We start from the raw sequence: 19611 nt of genomic DNA on the forward strand, positions 1-19611 counted from the left end.
TTCAGGGGTGATGCGTGTCTCAATCCGTTTCCTTCCAGCCAAGTTGGCGGGAAATATTGCGCCCGGATTCGCACAGGTTGGCCTTGTAGGCCAGGGTGATGTCCTGGTGATAGCGAATGGTGGGGATGGACATGCTCAAGGCGGCAATGGCCTTGCCGGTGTGATCAAGAATCGGTGTCGCGAAACAGCACACTCCGGCGTCCATTTCCTCGAGATCTTCTGCCAGACCCGACTGACGCGCCTGTGCGAGCTGCTCATCCAGCGCCTGACGCGAGGTCAGCGTGCGCTCGGTACGCGGTTCCAGTGGTTGCAGTGTCAGCAGGTGCTCAAGCTGGGCTTCGGTCATGCGTGACATCAGCGCCTTGCCCATGGCAGTGGTGTGCGCGGGGCAACGGTCACCGATGCGGGTATTCATGCACAGATTGAAGTGCGAGTTGTACTTGTGCACATAGACGATCTCCCCGGTGCTGGCATCCAGAGTGCCCAGGTGAACCGCTTCACGGGTCAATTGCGACAGGGCGGCCATGTCGGGGTCCGCCATCTTGATCAGGTCCATGTTGCCCAAGGCTGAACTGCCCAGCACGAAGGCTTTCATGGTCAGGCGGTATTTCTCGCTTTCGCTGTCCTGGGCGACATATCCGAGGTTCTTGAGTGTCTGAAGAAACCGATAAGCAGTGCTTTTCGACATCATGGCACGCTGCGAGAGTTCGGCGAGGCTGGACTCATGGTCGATATCCAGCCCCTCCAGCACTGCCATCACCTTCATCACCGCGGTGACGTTGTCGACCTTGGCTTCAGCAGCCTTGGTTTCTGAAGACATGAGATCCCTTATTCTGAAATTAATGAAACTTGATTTTAGAACACCCACCTTCGCTTTTACACCCTCAGCCGCGCTACCACAACGCTTGCGGCCGGTGGTGGCATCGATGGATGCGCTGAGCGGCAGATCATCGTCCAGGCATTGGAGCGGTCTAAAAGTCTAAGATGGAATGAAATGCTGTTTCAAAAATAAAAACCCCCTGCTACGTTTTCAAAACGCCATTTCAGATTGATGTCTCAATCGACGGTGTCCCTCGCGAATCTGCTCGCGCTGCGAGTGCGGGGGAGCGTCTCAAGGATGGGACATGGTGCTCAGGATTCAGTACCCGGTACTCAGCAGGGAGCGACAGCGATGAACGCAGGCAGTTTCTTCATGAACGACGAACAGGATTGGCAGGATGTCGAGCCGGGCATCCAGCGCAAGATCGTCGCCCACACCCCGGACCTGATGGCCGTATGCGTCAAGTTCGACCTCGGTGCCGTCGGCACGCCCCATCAGCATGAGATTCATGACCAGATCGGCTACGTCGTGCAGGGCGCATTCGAGGTCGAGCTTGACGGCGAGAAGCGCCGGCTCGGGCCGGGCGATGCCTTCGTCGCACCGCATCACACCCTGCATGGCGCCGTGGCGCTGGAGTCTGAGAGTGTGGTGATCGATCTCTTCTCGCCGCGCCGCGATGACATGCTGACACCGTGACGTTACGCCGCTCTCGGGCTCTGGCCCGGGTTGGCACTCTGGCGTCCTTAATGATGCGGTTTGTCTAAATAAGATTTCATTGATTTATGGGTGATGGCCGTTGTGCCGGGGCCACTGACGCCCACCATTCCCCCAATTTCATTCCACAATTTCAGGAGTGTCGTGATGTTTGAAGATCTCAAGGACAGACGTGTATTGGTGACCGGTTCCACTGCAGGCATCGGGCTTGAGGTGGCGCGAGCCTTCCTGGCGGCAGGTGCCAAGGTCGTGCTGCACGGCAGCCGGAGCCCGTCTCAGGCGGAATCGCTGCTGAGCGAGCTTTCCGCGCCGGGACGCTTGTTCTATCTACAGGCGGACGTGCGCGAGACGGCTCAGTGCGAGGCGCTGGTGAAGCAGGCCGTCGAGGCCATGGGCGGACTGGACGTGCTGGTCAACAATGCCGGCGGTCTTGGCGGGCGCCAGGGGCTCGAGGGCATTGACGATGACTTCTTCGACAATGTCATCGACCTCAACATTCGCTCGGTGGTGATGGTGACGCGCTTCGCGATTGAGCCGCTGCGCGCCTCGGCCCGCCAGTCCGGACAGAGCAGCAGCGTGATCACGACCGGGTCGATCGCGGGGCGTGAAGGCGGTGGCCTGGGCGCGTGCCTCTACGGTGGCAGCAAGGCGATGGTGCACAACCTGCATCGCAACTGGGTCAAGGAATTCACCAAGGACAGTATCCGCTTCAATACCGTGGCGCCGGGCACCATCGATACGGCCTTCCATGCCGACAAGAGCGATGCGCTCAAGCAGACCATCGCCGGCAGCATCGCCATGGGGCGCTTCGGCGAGTGCCAGGAAATGGCGCCGACCTACCTCTATCTCGCCTCGCATGCGGCCAGTGGCTATGTCACCGGGCAGGTGATCGACGTCAATGGTGGGCAGATGTGTCCGTGAGTTCGTCAATCCGTGCTCAGGCAACCCCAGCGCCCCCTGGTGTCGCGGGGCCGGGCGAGACTGAGCCAACCAGGGACGCCCGACGAGCTGTCGGGCATCAAGACGACACGCCAACCATCATCACGAGTGGCCACGCCATGGAACAGACATTGCTATTGGATCGCGCAGTACTGACGGCGCTGCGCCAGGCCCATGAATCGCAGGACAGGAGCGGACTGCTGGCACGCCGGCTGGCACATGCCGAGAAGAGCCTGGCATCGGTCCTCTCGGCACCCCTGTGCATTCCCGGGCAGGGTGAGGCGGGCGGAGAAGAGCATGCACGCCACAAACTCAACTATCAGCACGTCAATCTGGCCTCTCAGCTGTGGCTGGTGACACATGATGAGCGCTATCTCGAATTCGTGCGTGGCCTGTTGCTGGGATATGCCGAGATCTATGAAGCGCTGCCCGCCCATGTCTCCAGGGACAGCAATCCGCCTGGCAAGCTGTTTCACCAGTGTCTGAACGAGGGGATGTGGCTGCTGTACGCCGCGGATGCCTACGGCAATATCCGCTCCGAATTGCCTGAGGCTGAGCGTGAGCAGATCGAAGCGCATCTGTTGCGTCCGATGATCGACCTGCTGGTGGTGCAGAACGCCCATGACTTCGATGTGGTGCACAACCATGGCATCTGGTCCGTGGCGGCGGCGGGGATTGCCGGGCTGGTACTGGGAGACGAGGCGCTGGTGGAGCAGTCATTGCTCGGCAATGCCCGCGATGGCGTCAGCGGTGGCTTTCTCGCCCAGTTGGACCAGCTGTTCTCGCCGGACGGCTATTACCTGGAAGGCCCCTATTACCATCGCTTCGCCCTCAGACCGATGGTGCTCTTCGCCGAGGCATTGGTGAACAGTGGCGTGCGGCCGGACATCCATGATCATCGCGATCAGATCATTCGCAAGGCGATTCTGTGTCTGCAGGAGGTCGCGTTCCCCGATGGCCGTTTCCTGGCGCTCAATGACAGCTCAAGAACCATGGGACTGATCGATGAGGGCGCGATGCTGGGCGCTGCCACGCTGCTCAAGCGCTATCAGGATACGCGGCTCAATCCGGCGGTGGCCGGGCTGGTGCGCGACAAGGTCGAACGCCTGCCGCTGTGTGGTGGCAGTCAGTCGCTGGCGGAATTCGCCGAGACGGCATCACGGGCCCCCGGCGCACGCGCCAGTCAATTCATTTCCGATGGACGCGAGGGCAATGCGGGCGGTCTGGCCATCCTGCGTGCGCCTTCGGCGAGCGGTGCGGAAACCATGGTGTATCTGGCCTTCGGACAGCATGGCAGTGACCCCACGCTGCACTCGGCGCTCGATCATGGTCACTTCGATGGCCTGCACTTCGGTTATCACAACGGCCAGCACGAAGTCCTGACCGACTATGGCTTCAGTCGCTGGGTCAATATCGAACCGAAATTCGGTGGCCGCTACACCCCGGAGAACCGTTCCTACGCGAAGCAGAGCGTGGCGCACAACACCCTGGTCGTGGATGAAACCTCGCACCATGGACTGGACACCGCGCGTGCCTGTGAACATCACGGGGAACTCGGCGCCTTTGACACGACTGACCCGCGTCTGCAGATGGTTCGGGCGCGGCTTCGGGATTACGTGCCGGGCGTGGTGCTCACCCGCAGCCTGCTGCTGGTCTCGCTGCCGGAGATGGCCGAGCCGCTGGTCGTGGACCTGATGCAGGCACGCAGTGATGGCACGCATCGCTATGACTACCCCTTGCATTATCAGGGGCAACTGATGATGGCAGAGCCGGCGCTCGAGCAGCAGGCCTCACCCACGGCATTGGGTGCAGCCAATGGTTACCAGCATCTGTGGAAGATGGCGTCCGGCGCGGAGCAGGCGGCGGGCGTCTCGCAGGCGGTCACCTGGTTGCAGGAGAACCACTTCGTCACCGCGCGCATGGTGTGCACCGCGCCTGCCACGCTGGTCCAGGGCGTCATCGGGGCGAATGATCCCGAGCGCAATCTGCGCGATGAGCCCTACCTGTTGCTGCGCTCTCAGGCCTCTTCGCAGACGGTGGCCTGTGTCATCGAGACACACGGTGTCTTTGAGGAAGCGCGCGAGATCGCCAGTGAGGCGCGTCCCCGTGTCCTCAAGCTTCAGCTGCTTCAGGAGAGTGACGAGGCCTGTGTGCTGGCGCTTGAGCTGCGCGATGGCACTCGACACCGTCTCGCCGTCGCGCTGACGCCCGGCCAGCAGCATGCGGTGAGCGTGGCAGGCGAGCGTCTCGAATGGCAAGGCGGGTGCGCCTTGCTGTGATGCACCGCCACCTGCCTCGTGAGGCCATCAGTGTCGGTCGCTGCGAGGCAGGACCCGGGCAACAGGCAGGATCAGTGAACGCTTCATTCAGTGAGAATTCTATCTATGTCGGCACAAGGTGATTACCTGCTCTGGACCCGTGAAGAGCTTGACGAGATTCGCAGGCAGCAGGGACAGGACAATGCGATGGGGCGCAGCCTCGCCGCGCTGGAGGCCAGAGTGGCGGCCAGCATGGCGCGCGGTATCGTGATTCCGGGGCAGGGCGAGGCGGGTAGCTTCGAGCACAATACCCACAAGGAGAATGCCCGCGTGATCGAGGGGGCGGCTCTGTGGGGACGACTCAGTGACAACGCGCAGGCCCTGGCGCACGCCGAGGAGCTGCTGGCGGGCTACGCGGCCTGCTACCGCGACATGCCGTATCAGGTCGCGCGCAATACCAATCCGCCCGGCAGGCTGTTCCATCAGATTCTCAACGAGCATATCTGGCTGCTGCATGCCTCGCTGGGGCTGGCGTTGCTCAAGCCGTCCCTGAGCGATGCGCGGTATCAGTCGCTGCTGGATGGGCTTTTCCAGCCGATGCTCGAGATGTTCACCGAGACCTACCGCCACGATTTCGACCGCATTCACAATCACGGCCTGTGGGCCGTGGCGGCAGTCGGGATCTGCGCGATGGTGATCGAGAGTCCTGAGCATCTGGCGATCTCCATCGATGGCCTGGATGGCAGCGGCGAGACCGGTGGCTTTCTCGCCCAGATCGCGCTGCTGTTCTCCCCGCAGGGCTATTACGTCGAGGGCCCCTATTACCACCGCTTCGCCATCCATCCGCTGTGTCTGTTCGCGGAGGCGATCGAGCGTCACCACCCTGAACGCAGGGTGCTGACACATGCCGACGGACGCATCGAGAAATCGCTGCACGTGCTGCTGTCCACGGCCTATCCGGACGGACGCTTTCCGGCGCTCAATGACGCCTCGCGCAGCATGGATCTCGATGATGAGGGCGCGCGCTGCGCCATGTCGCTGCTGGCGGCACGCTATGAGGCACCCCGGGAGCTGCTGGCCCTGGCGCGTCAGCAGCAGGGCTGCTGGATCCATGCCAATGGACTGGCGCTGCTGAACGCGGTGCAGGGTGTCGACACGCAGGTGGAAGCGACCACCCAGCTCTTCCGCGATGGCCCGGACGGCCAGTCTGGCGGGCATGCACACCTCAAGCGTGGGCAGGGGCTTGCGGCACAGCATGTCGTGCTGACGGCCGGTCAGCACGGCATGGGGCATGGCCACTTCGATGAGCTGGGGCTGAGCTTCTTCTCGCGCGGCAAGGAAGTGCTCAAGGAATATGGCTTCGCACGCTGGGTCAATGTGGAGACCAAGTTCGGTGGGCGCTACCTCAAGGAAAACGAGGGCTATGCCAAGCAGAGTGTCGCCCACAACCTGGTCGTGGTGGACATGCAGTCGCAGCACGCGGCGAACCACGCGCTGGCGGACGAGCGACATGGCGAGATCTCACTGCTGACTGGTTGCGCGGCGGGTGCGCGTGCCCGATGTGACAACGCGCATGACGGCGTGGCCATGCAGCGTGAGGTGCTGCTGGTGGAAAGCCGCCATACCGAGACGCCGATTCTGCTGGATGTCTTCACGCTGACCTCGGAGCAGCCGCACGTCTATGACTACACCTTCCATCATGGTGGCCATGTCGTGCGCTGGTGGGGAAGTGAATTCACCGCGCTGGATGCCCTGGAAGTGATGGGGGATCGCCACGGCTATCAGCACCTCTGGAAGCAGGGGCAGTGCCGACCCGCCACCGGACACAGCATGACCTGGCTTGAGGGTGACAGTTTCCATAGCTGGCATCAGATCACCCAGGCGCCTGCTGAAGCCTTCCAGCTGCGTGTCGGTGCCAATGACCCTGATCACAACCTGCGGCCTGACGCCAAGGTGATGACGCGCCTGACCGCCACCTCGCAGACCTTCTATTCCCTGTTCGAGAGTCACGGGCATTTCGATGAAGCTCTGGAGCAGTGTGGTGGGGCGCGTCCGCAGGTGATCCATTTCCGGGTGCTGCCGAGTGCGGATGGCCTGACGATTCTCGAGTTGACCTTCGCCACCGGTCGACTGCTGGTGGTGCTGGCCGAGCCAGCCCGACAAGGGGAAAGCCTGACGCTCGAGGCCGGGGAGCGCCCCCTGCGAATCGAGCAGGATGTCACGCTCATTGATCTCCCAGACAAGGCGCGGGTGTCACACAACGCCTGACCCGCCGTCGGCGTCCGAGGTCTGGATGGCGTCATCCGGGAGTCGATTCAGGATGTGAATTGGACCGATCCAAACAACGGCCGGGATCTTTCCCGGAGATGGAAGGCGCTGCCAGCGACAGATGAGACAGCGGCCCCCGTGGTCAGGGAAAGGCGGCGGGGAAACGTGCACTGCCGGGTGCGCAACAACAATGACAAGACAGATAAAGACAAGAGTGCATTGCCATGAACCTAGATCTGGATACTGCCGTCATCGGCATCTATTTCCTCTTTCTGATCGCCATAGGCTGGCTGTTCAGAACCTTTACCTCAAGCACCAGTGATTACTTCCGCGGTGGCGGCAAGATGCTGTGGTGGATGGTCGGTGCGACCTCCTTCATGACCCAGTTCAGTGCCTGGACCTTCACCGGTGCGGCAGGCAAGGCCTACAACGATGGCTTTGCCGTGGCGATCATCTTCATGGCCAATGCCTTTGGCTATCTGATGAACTATCTGTATTTCGCACCACGCTTCCGGCAGCTGCGGGTCATCACCGTGATCCAGGCGATCCGGCAGCGCTTCGGGGCCGTCAACGAGCAGGTCTTCACCTGGTCCTCCATGCCCACCAGCATCATCAATGCGGGCATCTGGCTCAATGGTCTGGCCATCGTGACCTCCGGCCTGTTCGGCTATGACATGGAAACCACCATCATCGTGACCGGTCTGGTCGTGCTGGTGATGTCGGTGACCGGCGGTTCCTGGGCGGTCATCGCGTCCGATTACATGCAGATGGTCATCATCATGGCCGTCACCATCACCTGTGCCATCGTGGCCGTGATCCACGCCGGCGGCCCGAGCCATGTCGTGGAAGACTTCCCGGTGAACTTCCTGATCGGGGGTGACATGAACTACCTGTCGCTGTTCGCGCTATGGGGGTTTTTCATCTTCATCAAGCAGTTCAGCATCACCAACAACCTGCTCAACTCCTATCGCTACCTGGCGGCCAAGGATTCGAAGAATGCGCGCAAGGCGGGTCTGCTGGCCTGTGTCCTGATGACCATGGGGCCGTTCATCTGGTTCATGCCCAGCTGGTTCATGGCCAGTGAAGGGGTGGATCTGTTCGCGATGTATCCCGAGGCAGGTGCCAAGGCGGCTGACTTTGCCTACATGAGCTTCGTCAGCCTCTACATGCCTGCCGGGATGCTGGGGCTGCTGGTGGCGGCGATGTTCGCCGCGACCATGTCCTCGATGGACTCCGGCCTGAATCGCAATTCCGGGATCTTCGTGAAGAACTTCTATGAGGTCGTGCTGCGTCCCAAGGCGTCTGAAGGTGAACTGCTGCTGATGTCGCGCCTGTCCTCCACCGTCTTCGGCCTAGCGATCATCGGGTTTGCTCTGTTCATCAACTCCCTCAAGGGACTGAGCCTGTTCGACGCCATGATGTATGTCGGCGCTCTGATCGGTCTGCCGATGACCATTCCCGGCCTGCTCGGCTTCTTCATCCGCAAGACGCCTGACTGGGCGGCCTGGGCGACGCTGGTGGTCGGTGGCCTGGTGTCCTATGTGGTCGGCTTCTTGATGACGCCGGACTTCATCGTCAACACCTTCGGTCTCGACGCGGACCTGACCTCGCGTGAATGGAGCGACATGAAGGTGGCGGTCGGCATCATGGCGCACACCGTGATCACGGCAGGCTTCTTCGTGCTGACCACGCTGTTCTATCGCGGCCTTTCCGCCGAGCGCGAAGCGGAAGTCGCGACCTTCTTCACCAACCGTGACACGCCCGTCATCAGCGATGACGAGGAACATCGCAGCGTCGACAACCGCCAGCGCAACATTCTCGGCTACCTGATCCTGGTTGCCGGCCTGGGCGTGATGCTGATGTTCTTGGTACCCAATCCCTTCTGGGGACGCATGGTCTTCGTGCTGTGTGGCGGCATCATCGTGGCGATCGGTCTGCTGCTGGTGACCTCCATCGATAAGACGTCACATTCCAGGGAAGAGCGCCTGGTCAGCGATGGCAGTACGCGCTGACGCGGCGTGATGGTGAGCGGCGCTGGCACCTGGTGCCTCGTCGCTCACTTGGCTCGCCATTCGTGCGCGCCACTCGCTCCGTAAACCTCTGATACCCCGAACCCGAATCCCCCCTCCTGACTCGGTCAACGCCAATGACCACATCAGCAGGAGAGTCGATGCGCCTTTGCGCCATCGGCAGGGGATTCTGCGGCCTGCATCTGGCGTCTGGATCGATCCAGTACGCCGATGCCAACACAAGGCAACCCACGCGCTAGCCAATGCCGGGCACGCGACAGGACGCAGGTTGCCTGCAAGTCAATTGACTGACTCCCCATAAAAACAATGAGGTACGCCATGAAACACTACAACAAGATCTCCCTTTCGATTGCCGCACTGGTGTTCACTACCAGCGCCCAGGCCGTGACACTGGATATTCGTCATGAATACAAGCATCACGCCAAGCAACATGCCACCCGAGTCAAGGTGAGCGATTCCATCGACAACTTCTATTACGGGCTGGAATCCAAGTTTGCGTCCGAGAAGCGTGAAGATGGCTCACAACCCGCGATGGGGAATCTGGAGCGCGGTGACAGTGAGATCGATTGGGGCTTCAAGTTCAAGCTGGACGATAACTGGTATATCCAACCCGGCATGCCCATCGCGTTCGGGGACGGCAAGTACACGATCAAGCCGCAGCTGCGTGTCGGCTACAAGGCCAGCAGTATCCCCTTGACCACGGCGCTGCGCTATCGTCGGGAATACTCCAACTACAGTGAAGATTCCAATGATGATTATGAACAGAACAAGATCACCTTCACCATGTCCTACAACCACGGCAAGAATAAATACTGGCTGGAGGCCAACTATTATCGCAACGAAGACAAGGACATCTACAACAATACCCGCGAGAACTACGATTATATTCTGAGTGCGGGGCGTCGCATGGGGTCATGGTTCCCGTATCTGGAATTCGCGGATGTCAGTTCCAGTTCCAGTTCCGATACGCGTCAGCTCAAGACACGTGTCGGCTTGAAATATTATTACTGATCCAGAGATGCCACGCGGTACATGCGACATGACGTGCGTGGCAGTTGTCGATAGTTCGCCCCGACTACGGGGTGAGCCCTCGAGGCCAGCCCCATGAGCAAGATCGTGAGCATGAGCGCGCGTGAGTCACACCTCGAGGGCGCTATCGTGAGCGTCGGCACGGGAATGATCGGCAGGGAGCCACATGACACAGCTGGATAGAGTCGCACTGTTCTTCTCCATCATCCTGATCGTGCTGACGATCCTGGTCTATCGACGTCGCAGCCAGACCCCGGACAGCTTCATCCGGGGGAGCGGCAACGTGCCCTGGTGGATGGCGGGGAGTACGGCGTTCATGACGCAGTTCTCCGCCTGGACCTTCACCGGGGCCGCCCAGAAGGCCTACGAGGATGGCTTTGCCGTGCTGGTGATCTTCTGGGGCAATGCGCTGGGCTTTCTGCTGGCGGCGCTGTATTTCGCGCCGCGTTTCCGCCGGCTGAGGGTCAGCACCTATTCCGACATCCTGGAGCTGCGTTACGGCAAGACGACGCAACTCGTGTATGTCATCAGTCAGATCTTCCTTACGCTGATGACCGCCTCCATCGGCCTCTACGGCGTCTCGCTTTTCCTGAGCGCGGTCTTCGGCTTTCCGGTGGTGAGCATCGCCGTGCTGATCGGCAGCCTCATCATCGCCATTACCCTGGTGGGCGGCGTGTGGATCGTCTCGGCCAACAACTTCATCCAGATGATGCAGCTGGCGATTCTCACGCTTGTCATCGGTGGCTTCTGCCTCACGCTGATGTGGAACGGATCGCTGAGCTTCCCTGAGTCGAACCGGGATTTCTGGATTGGCAGTTCACACAACAGCCTGCTCATCATGGGTATCTGGTCACTGGCCATGCTGGTCAAGCAGTGCATCAGCATCAACAATGCCACTTCCAGTTATCGCTTTCTGACCACGGCAGATGACGGCGAAGCGCGCAAGGCGGCAGGCCTGGCGTCGGTGCTGTTCGTGATCGGGCCCGTGACCTGGTTCCTGCCGCCGTGGTTGCTGGGGTCGGCGGGCATCGACCTGGCGGCACGTTATCCCGCGCTCGGCAATGACGCGGCCAACGTGGCCTATGTGCATTTCATCATCCATTACCTGCCGTCCGGTGTACTGGGACTGGTGATCTCCGCCATGCTGGCGGTCACCATCGCGCCCATCACCACGGCCTTCAATCGTGATGCCGGCGTGATGATGCGACTCGTGATGCCACTGCTCGAGCAGACCTCCGGCATGGCAACGCGACTGGTGAGTCTGGGACGGATGTTCGGTGTCGTGCAGGGCGTCATCGTCGTCCTGTTCGTCATCGTCCTGAGTCGCATTGAGCTGGTGAGCCTGTTCGACATCATGATCATGTTCGGTGTGCTGCTGCAGATGCCGCTGGCACTCCCGGCTCTGATGGTGCTCTTCAGAACGGGGGCGCCTGACTGGGCCGGGTGGGGCAGTGTGCTGGTGGGGATCACGGTCACGCTTGGCAGCTATCTCTGGCTCGACATGCCGACACTGCAGCGTCTGCCCTGGCTCTCGGGCTTTCCGGAATCCCAGCTGGTCGACATCAAGCTGGCGATATCGCTGGTCATCCAGATCGTCACTGTCGTCGGCTTCCTGTGTCTGGCCCGGCATGTCCATGCACCACGGCGCTCGTTCAGACGCAGGCGTCGACTGGCGCAGTTCTTCGCCAACCTCAAGCGTCCCGTCAGTCCTCCGCCTCCAGAAAGCGTATCCCGTCGTCGAATCAGCCTGCCGTCGCGTCTGCTGTGCGTCGCGGCACTGCTGTCCGTGGCGCTGGCCAGCTTCTCCTCCACGCTGGCGGGCCTGAGTGTCTTCGTGTGTCTCGCGCTGGGCCAGCTGATGATGGCGTGGGTGATGCGCTGAGCTTGTGTGTGCTCAGGGGGTGTTCAGGTACTGTCGCCGACCCGCAGCGTGAATCCCAGGTCGTGATTCAGCTCACCCACGGGCTCGCCTTGGATGCGTGCCAGCAACTTGCGTGCGGCCACACGGCCTATCTGCTCTCGCGGTGAGACGATGGTGGTGAGGCGCGGGGTGACGTGCTCACCGATGGGCAGCCCATTGAAGCCGGCGATGGCGATGTCGTCCGGGATGCTCACGCCGAGCCGCGCGGCGGCGAGAATCGCGCCACAGGCCATGTCATCGTTGGCGAAGTGGATGGCGTCGCAGTCAGGGTGGCTCTCGCGGATGCGCTCCAGCGCCTGCGCACCGCTGGTCATCTGCTGACGCACGGGCAGGTCGAGCAGGGGAGCCTCCTCGATGCCGGCGGCGGCCAGCGCCTCACGGTGCCCGGCGTAGCGCATCGCTGCACGATAGTCGCGATCGAGCTCGGCACCGGCGAAGTGGATCGTGCGATACCCGCATGCCAGCAGGTGCTCGGTCATGGCGCGCCCGGCGGCGACATGATCCATCCCCACGTTCAGATCCAACCCTTCCCCCAGCTCCATGATCTCCACGATCGGCTGATTCCAGTTCTCCAGTATCTGGCGTGTCGCCTCGTCATGGCGCAGTCCCGTCACCACCAGGCCCGCGGCCGACCAGCCCAGAAAGGTTCGGATCAGCTGGGTTTCGCGAGCCAGATCGTAATCCGTCTTGCCCAGCAGCAGCTGATAACCGTGCGCCTCGAATTCCTCCTGGAGCCCCTTGATCACGTCGATGAACACCACGTTGGACAGCGAGGGCACGATGACAGGAATCACGCGACTGGTGGCCGAGGCCAGGCTGCCGGCAATCAGGTTGCGCACGTACCCGACCTTCTCGATGGCCGCCTCGACCTTGAGGCGTGTCGCCTCGCGCACGCTGTCGGGACTGTTGAAGTAGCGCGAGACGGTGATCGACGAGACACCGGCTTCCCGGGCCACATCATTCAGGGTCGGCTGCATGGCCCCCCTGCGGCTGCGTCGGGATGATTCTGATTGATTAGACATTTGTCGCGTTTTCTCATCTGCCGCTTGTCGTGGCTTGGAGCCTAATCTATTAATGATGTTAGCGCTAACATGGTAGCGCTAACATTCATGGAAGTGCAGATCGATGTCGCTGAAAGAGGCCGCCTTGATCGTCACTCGGAACAGGTTCAGCGGGAGACGCCAGATGACAGCAGTAACGACTTCACCAGTGATTGGCCTTGTCGGCCTCGGCGCGATGGGAATGGGCAGTGCGCGCGCCATGCTGGAAACAGGCCTGGACGTGATCGGCTGTGATATCTCGCCTGGTGCCTGTCAGGCCTTCGAAGCGGCAGGGGGGCGCACGGTGGCCTCACCGCTGGAACTGGCAGCCGAGTGTCAGGTGGTGGTGCTGGTGGTGGTGAATGCCGATCAGGTCGAGCAGGTGCTGTTCGGGGCCCAGGGCGAGAGGGGGCTGGCCGAGCGACTCGCACCGGGTAGCCTGGTGATCCAGTGCGCCACCGTGGCTCCGAGCTTCGCGCGTGAACTGGAAACCCGCCTGAACGGCATGCAGCTGGAGCTGCTCGACGCCCCGATCAGCGGCGGTGCCGTCAAGGCACGCAGCGGTGAGCTGTCCGTGATGTCCTCCGGCAGTGAAGCGGCTTACGTCAGGGCGGAACGCGTGCTGGCGGCGATGGCGGCCAATGTCTATCGGCTGGGCGACGGCGCCGGCCCGGGCTCGAGCGTCAAGCTGGTCAACCAGCATCTCGCCGGCGTGCACATCGCGGCGGCGGCCGAAGCCATGGCGCTGGGCATGAGCATGGGGATCGACCCCGACACCCTGTATGACGTCATCACCCATTCCGCGGGCAATTCCTGGATGTTCGAGAATCGCGTGCCGCACATCCTCAAGGGCGATTACACGCCGCTGTCGGCCGTCGACATCTTCGTCAAGGACCTGAACATCGTGCACAGCACCGGGCGCGAGCTGAAGCTTGCCATGCCGGTGGCCGGCAGCGCATTGCAGCAGTTCACCGCCGCCAGTGGTGCAGGCTTCGGGCGCGAGGATGACTCGGCGGTCATCAAGGTCTATCAGCGTCTCGGCAGCTTCAGCCTGCCGGCCGCCAATGATGAAGGAGCGCAGTGATGCCGATCGTACTGGGCGGAATCGCCGATGACTTCACCGGCGCGACGGATCTTGCCAACAACCTGGTACGGGCCGGCATGCGCACCGTGCAGGTGATCGGGGTCCCCCAGGACGCGCTGCAGGAAGGGGAGGCGAACGGGTTGGATCTGACTGAGGTAGATGCCGTGGTGGTCGCGCTCAAGTCGCGGAGCTGCCCGGTGGATCAGGCGATCAGTGAATCGCTGGCGGCGCTTGAATGGCTGAAAGCCCAGGGCGCGCGCCAGCTGTTCTTCAAGTACTGCTCGACATTCGATTCCACGCCGGAGGGCAATATCGGCCCGGTCGCCGATGCGCTGCTGGAGGCGCTGGACAGCACACAGACCGCCTTCGTGCCGGCGTTCCCGATCAACGGGCGCAGTGTCTATCAGGGGCATCTGTTCGTGGGTGACCGTCTGCTCAATGACAGCGGCATGCAGCATCACCCCCTCAACCCGATGACCGATGCCGACATCGTGCGCGTGCTGTCACGCCAGACGCCCCATGGTGTGGGGCTGCTCAACCACGCCACGTTGAGTGAGGGAGCGCAGGCCGCTGGTGAGCGACTTGCCACGCTGAAGGCGCAAGGAGCGCGTCATGTGGTCTGCGACAGTCTCGACGAGCGTGATCTCGAGGTATTGGCCGAGGCGCTGGTGGAGCACGCGCTGGTCACCGGTGGCTCTGGCCTCGCGCAGGCCTTGCCTGCCCAGTACCGCCGCAAGGGCTGGCTTGCGCAGATTGATGATGCGGCGGTCTTGGCTCCGGCGCAGGGCGCCGCGATGGTGCTGTCCGGCAGTTGCTCGCGCATGACGCTCAAGCAGGTGGCGCACTTTACCCAGCAGCATGCTGCCTTCGCGCTGGACCCCGTCAAGCTCAACGCGAGCGATGCCCACTTCGAGGCGGCACTCGACTTCGCCCGTGAGCAACTGGCGGTGGCGGACCCCAGGCCATTTCTGATCTACGCCTCTGCCGAGCCGGAAAGCGTCAAGGCGGCGCAGGCGTCACTGGGCGTCAAGCAGGCCGGCGAACTCATCGAGTGCGCCCTGGCCAGTCTGGCCAGCACGCTGGTGAGCGAAGGGGTCGGGCGCCTGCTGGTGGCGGGGGGAGAAACCTCCGGCGCGGTGGTCTCGGCACTCGACATCCGTGAGCTGCGCATCGGCGGTCAGATCGACCCCGGCGTGCCCTGGACACAGGCACCGCACCCGGCCGCCGGCCCCTCGCGGCCGGAGGCGATGCTCTCGCTGACCCTCAAGTCCGGCAACTTCGGCGGCGAAGACTTCTTTACTCGGGCATTCGATGTCCTCGATGCCATGAATCCCCGCGAGGAGACCGCATGAGTCAGTCACGGCACGACATCAACGTGTTGCGCGAGCAGATCGCCACCTACGGCAAGTCACTGTTCGACCGCGGCTTGACCATGGGCTCCAGTGGCAACATCAGCCAGCGGCTGGACGATGGTGGCTGGTTGATGACCCCGACCAATGCCTGTCTGGGGCGCCTGGACCCGGCGCGCATCTCACGCCTGGATGCCCAGGGCGTGTTGATCGATGGCGACGCGCCGACCAAGGAGCACTTCCTGCATCGCGCCATGTATGACGAGCGCCCGCAGTCGGGTGCCATCGTTCACCTGCATTCGACCCACTCGGTGGCGGTGTCTTGTCTGCCAGACGTCAACCCTTGCGAGTGCATTCCGCCGCTGACGGCCTATTACGTGATGCGGGTCGGCAAGCTGCCGCTGGTGCCTTACTACATGCCGGGCGACCCCGCGCTGGGCGATGCCGTGCGTGGCCTGGCCGGCAAGCATTGTGCCGTGCTGCTGGCCAATCATGGCCCGGTGGTGGCCGGCAAGACCCTGGAAGCGGCGGTCTATGCCACGGAAGAGCTTGAGGAAACCGCCAAGCTGTTCCTGCTGCTGCAAGGCAAGAACCCGCGTGGGATGACCCCGGAACAGGTGGCGGAACTCGAAGCCAAATTCGGCCGCCCCTGAGTGATGACCTCTTCGTCTGTGACATCCAAGGATCTGACATGACCCGATTGGCCGCCAATCTCAGCATGCTGTTCACCGAGCATGACTTTCTTGATCGCTTCGCGGCTGCGGCCGACAGCGGTTTTCGCGGGGTCGAATATCTCTTCCCCTATGCCTATGCCCCGGAAGAACTGCGCGCAAGGCTCGATGCACACCAGCTGTCGCAGGTGCTGTTCAATCTGCCGCCGGGCGACTGGGAGGCCGGTGAGCGCGGCCTGACCTGTCTGCCGGGGCGCGAGGAGGAGTTTCGGGCCTCGGTGGCCGAGGCGATTCGCTATGCCGAAGCGCTCGACTGTCCCCGCGTGCATGCCATGGCGGGGCTGGTGCCGGAGGGTGCGGATGACGCCATGCGCGCGCGCTGCACCGAGACCTACCTCAGCAACCTGCGTTACGCCGCCGCCGAGCTTGAGAAGGTCGGCAAGACACTGCTGATCGAACCGATCAACCCGCGCGACATGCCCGGCTTCTATCTGAGTGGCCAGGCGCAGGCACGCGAGATTCTCGCCCGGGTCGGCGCCGCCAACCTCAAGGTGCAGTTCGATCTCTACCACTGCCAGATCGTCGAGGGCGACCTGATCCGCAATCTGGAAGCGCAGTTCGCACACATGGGCCATGTGCAGATCGCCGGCGTGCCGGACCGTCACGAGCCGGATGTGGGGGAGGTGCATTATCCGGCGCTGTTCGCCCGACTGGAGAGCCTGGGCTACGACGGCTGGATCGGCTGTGAATATCGTCCACGCGGTGAGACGCGCGCAGGCCTGGGGTGGGGACAGGCTTTCGGGCTCAACGACGGCCTGTCCGGCACCGCCTGATCATCAGACAAGCCAGCAACAACGCCGATAACGCCAACAACCATAACAACGACAACACGCCATGGGCCGTCATGCCGACGGCTGGCAAGGAGTCCACACGATGCACGTCATGATTACCGGCGCCGCCGGATTCCTCGGTCAGCGCCTGACCGAGGCCCTGATCGACAAGGGCAGCCTGAACGGCCAGCCATTGTCACGCCTGACCCTGCTGGATCAGATCGAGGCGCCACGTCCCGAGGCGGCGTCATGTCTGGCAGCCGAACCGGCCACCTCGCTGGATGTCGAGATCATCGCCGATGATATCGCCGACGCCGAGGTGCTTGATCGCTGCCTGGCGGGCGAGCCTGCGGTGATCTATCACCTTGCAGCCGTGGTCAGCTCGGCGGCCGAGGCGGACCTGGCACTCGGCATGCGCGTCAATTTCGACGCGACTCGCCTGCTGCTGGAAGGCTGCGCTGCACGCGGGTTGAGCGATACCCGACTGGTGATGGCCAGTTCGGTCGCCGCCTATGGCGGTGATCTCCCCGAGACGCTGAGCGACATGACTGCCCTGGTGCCGCAGAACTCCTACGGCACCCAGAAGGCGATGTCGGAGCTGCTGATCAATGATTACAGCCGTCGCGGTCTGGTGGATGGCTGCGTGCTGCGCCTGCCCACCATCATCGTGCGCCCGGGGCGCCCCAACGCGGCGGCCTCGAGCTTCGCCTCCTCAATCCTGCGCGAACCGCTCAATGGCGAAACCGCCATCTGCCCGGTACCGACCGAGCTTGAGATGTTCGTGATGTCGCCGCGTCGCGTGGTCGCGGCCCTGATCCAGGGTGCGGAAGTGCCGGCGGCTGATTTCGGCCTCTCGCGCTGCTTCATGCTGCCGGGCATCACCGTCAGCGTCACCGAGATGCTCAAGGCGCTGGCAGACATCGCCGGCGAGCAGGCGCTGGCCCTCGTCAAGCATGAGCCTGACCCGCGGATCACCGCCATCGTCGGCAGTTGGCCGGCGCGCTTTGACACCCGCAAGGCACGTTCTCTGGGCTTCGTTGGCGATGCCGACCTGCACGAGATTCTCAATGCCTACCGTGACGAGAGTGCCATCGCCTAGCCAGCGTTCGGGCATCTCATCCAGAACGAGCTCGCCAGACACCTTTGCCAGACCTGCTCGTCACACCCGTACGTCAATAACAACGATCGGTGACATGCCAGCCGGCAGCGCCGACACCGCACGCCACACAATAACAATCGACAGGAGCATCACCCATGACAGACGCCGCCGTCGCGGGGCCACAGGTCATCATCGGCCTGGGTATCGCCATCTTCGTCATGATCTATCTGGTATTGAAGACCCGTGTGCATGCCTTGCTGGCCTTGATCATCGCCGCCTCTCTGGCGGGGTTGATCGGTGGCATGCCGCCCAATGAGGTCATCAGTGCCATCACCACCGGCTTTGGCAAGACGCTTTCCACCATCGGTCTCGTGATCGGCTTCGGCGTGATGATGGGGCGTGTGCTGGAGGTGACCGGTGCCGGACAGCGCATGGCCTATGCCATCCTCAATCTGCTGGGCAAGAACAAGGAAGAGGCCGCGATGGCGCTGACGGGCTACATCGTCTCCATCCCGATATTCTGTGATTCGGCCTACGTCATCCTCAACCCGCTGGTGCGTTCACTGGCGCGCAACAGCGGACGTTCGGTGATCGGTCTGGGCATCGCGCTGGCGGCTGGCCTGATCATCACCCACTCTAGCGTGCCACCGACCCCGGGTCCGCTGGGCGTGGCGGGTATCTTCGGTGTCGACATCGGTCTGATGATCGGCTGGGGCCTGGTGATCACCGCTCCTGCGCTGATCGCACTGGTCATCTATGCCCGTATCATGGGCCCGCGCATCGAGGCGATGCTGGAGGCCCAGCCGGGTGGTTTCGAAGGTAGCGTCAAGCATGACACCGACAGCATGCTGCCTGAATCGGAGCTGCCGTCCCTGCTGATGTCCTGCATGCCGATCGGCCTGCCCATCGCGCTGATCTTCCTCAATACGCTGGTCAGTGCCGTGATGGGCGATACCAGCAATGCGCTCACCAGTACCATCGCCTTCATCGGCAACCCGGTAATCGCCGTGGGCATCGGGGTGCTGGTCGCCATCTATGGCCTGATGCCGAAGACCCCCAGGCAGGAAGTCTTCGATCATCTGGAAAAGGGCGTCGAGACGGCGGGGATCATCCTGCTGGTCACCGGTGCCGGTGGTGCACTGGGCTCGGTACTGCGTGCCAGTGGCGGCGGCGATTACATCGCCATGCAGGTCGCGGCACTGGGGCTTCAGCCGCTGTTGATCCCGTTCATCATCGCAACGCTGGTGCGCTTCATCCAGGGGAGCGGCACGGTGTCGATGATTACCGCAGCCTCGATCTCCGCGCCTATCCTGATGGGCATGCCGGACGTCAACATGGTGCTGGCCGCGCAGGCCGCCTGTATCGGCGCGATGTTCTTCAGCTACTTCAATGACAGTTATTTCTGGGTCGTCAATCGCATGCTCGGCGTCAAGAGCACCAAGCATCAGATGCTGGTGCTGACCCTGCCGACGACACTCGCCTGGGCCATTTCCATCATCACGCTGTTGATGCTCAACGCCATCGTCGGTTGAGCCAGTCAGGACAGTCTGCTGCAACAA

The 19611-nt window shown here is 62.4% G+C and carries 15 protein-coding genes; 13 read left to right on the plus strand and 2 right to left on the minus strand.

What is annotated here, in order from left to right:
* Positions 1 to 19: 19 nt before the first annotated feature.
* Positions 20 to 820 carry a DNA-binding transcriptional regulator KdgR gene (gene kdgR, locus PJK54_RS11265; RefSeq protein ID WP_077371163.1) on the minus strand — a complete coding sequence of 267 codons (801 nt, stop codon included), beginning with the start codon at positions 818 to 820 and terminating at the stop codon, positions 20 to 22.
* 351 nt (positions 821 to 1171) lie between these two features.
* On the opposite strand from kdgR, the gene PJK54_RS11270 reads away from it, so the two are divergent.
* The 7 genes from PJK54_RS11270 (at position 1172) to PJK54_RS11300 (ending at position 11940) form a co-directional block, all read left to right on the plus strand.
* Entirely contained in the window at positions 1172 to 1516 is a 345-nt protein-coding gene (locus tag PJK54_RS11270; protein ID WP_271302864.1) for a cupin domain-containing protein, read from the plus strand.
* Positions 1517 to 1681: 165 nt separating this feature from the next.
* Complete coding sequence (locus PJK54_RS11275) at positions 1682 to 2455, plus strand: SDR family NAD(P)-dependent oxidoreductase (protein ID WP_271302865.1); 774 nt, start codon at positions 1682 to 1684, stop codon at positions 2453 to 2455.
* 137 nt (positions 2456 to 2592) lie between these two features.
* Positions 2593 to 4752 carry a heparinase II/III domain-containing protein gene (locus PJK54_RS11280; RefSeq protein WP_271302866.1) on the plus strand — a complete coding sequence of 720 codons (2160 nt, stop codon included), beginning with the start codon at positions 2593 to 2595 and terminating at the stop codon, positions 4750 to 4752.
* Positions 4753 to 4857: 105 nt separating this feature from the next.
* Positions 4858 to 6999 carry a heparinase II/III domain-containing protein gene (locus tag PJK54_RS11285; RefSeq protein ID WP_271302867.1) on the plus strand — a complete coding sequence of 714 codons (2142 nt, stop codon included), beginning with the start codon at positions 4858 to 4860 and terminating at the stop codon, positions 6997 to 6999.
* 224 nt (positions 7000 to 7223) lie between these two features.
* On the plus strand, positions 7224 to 9011 hold the full coding sequence (locus PJK54_RS11290; protein ID WP_077371173.1) for a sodium:solute symporter family transporter: 1788 nt from the start codon (positions 7224 to 7226) through the stop codon (positions 9009 to 9011).
* Between the two features lie 336 nt (positions 9012 to 9347).
* Complete coding sequence (locus PJK54_RS11295) at positions 9348 to 10040, plus strand: oligogalacturonate-specific porin KdgM family protein (protein WP_167592992.1); 693 nt, start codon at positions 9348 to 9350, stop codon at positions 10038 to 10040.
* A 184-nt stretch (positions 10041 to 10224) separates the two neighbouring features.
* Positions 10225 to 11940, plus strand: a complete 1716-nt coding sequence (locus PJK54_RS11300) for a sodium:solute symporter family transporter (protein ID WP_271302868.1) — start codon at positions 10225 to 10227, stop codon at positions 11938 to 11940.
* Positions 11941 to 11963: 23 nt separating this feature from the next.
* On the opposite strand, the gene PJK54_RS11305 is transcribed toward PJK54_RS11300, so the two are convergent.
* Positions 11964 to 12956, minus strand: a complete 993-nt coding sequence (locus PJK54_RS11305; RefSeq protein WP_271302869.1) for a LacI family DNA-binding transcriptional regulator — start codon at positions 12954 to 12956, stop codon at positions 11964 to 11966.
* A 208-nt stretch (positions 12957 to 13164) separates the two neighbouring features.
* On the opposite strand from PJK54_RS11305, the gene ltnD reads away from it, so the two are divergent.
* The 6 genes from ltnD to PJK54_RS11335 all read left to right on the plus strand — a co-directional run bounded on the left by ltnD (position 13165) and on the right by PJK54_RS11335 (position 19584).
* Positions 13165 to 14103, plus strand: coding sequence for an L-threonate dehydrogenase (ltnD, locus tag PJK54_RS11310; protein ID WP_271302870.1), 939 nt, complete (start codon positions 13165 to 13167; stop codon positions 14101 to 14103).
* On the plus strand, positions 14103 to 15455 hold the full coding sequence (otnK, locus tag PJK54_RS11315; protein ID WP_271302871.1) for a 3-oxo-tetronate kinase: 1353 nt from the start codon (positions 14103 to 14105) through the stop codon (positions 15453 to 15455). Before ltnD ends, otnK begins: the two co-directional genes overlap by 1 nt.
* Complete coding sequence (gene otnC / locus PJK54_RS11320; RefSeq protein WP_077371185.1) at positions 15452 to 16105, plus strand: 3-oxo-tetronate 4-phosphate decarboxylase; 654 nt, start codon at positions 15452 to 15454, stop codon at positions 16103 to 16105. Before otnK ends, otnC begins: the two co-directional genes overlap by 4 nt.
* 38 nt (positions 16106 to 16143) lie before the next feature.
* A complete protein-coding gene (gene otnI, locus PJK54_RS11325) occupies positions 16144 to 16956 on the plus strand; it encodes a 2-oxo-tetronate isomerase (protein WP_271302872.1) in 813 nt (270 codons plus the stop codon).
* Between the two features lie 100 nt (positions 16957 to 17056).
* A complete protein-coding gene (gene denD, locus PJK54_RS11330; protein WP_271302873.1) occupies positions 17057 to 18052 on the plus strand; it encodes a D-erythronate dehydrogenase in 996 nt (331 codons plus the stop codon).
* Between the two features lie 155 nt (positions 18053 to 18207).
* The gene (locus tag PJK54_RS11335; protein WP_136939259.1) at positions 18208 to 19584 is read left to right on the plus strand and encodes a GntP family permease; all 1377 of its coding nucleotides are present in this window, start codon (positions 18208 to 18210) and stop codon (positions 19582 to 19584) included.
* Positions 19585 to 19611: the final 27 nt, after the last annotated feature.

Source organism: Cobetia sp. MMG027 (assembly GCF_027947415.1).
GTDB classification, from domain to species: Bacteria; Pseudomonadota; Gammaproteobacteria; order Pseudomonadales; family Halomonadaceae; genus Cobetia; species Cobetia marina.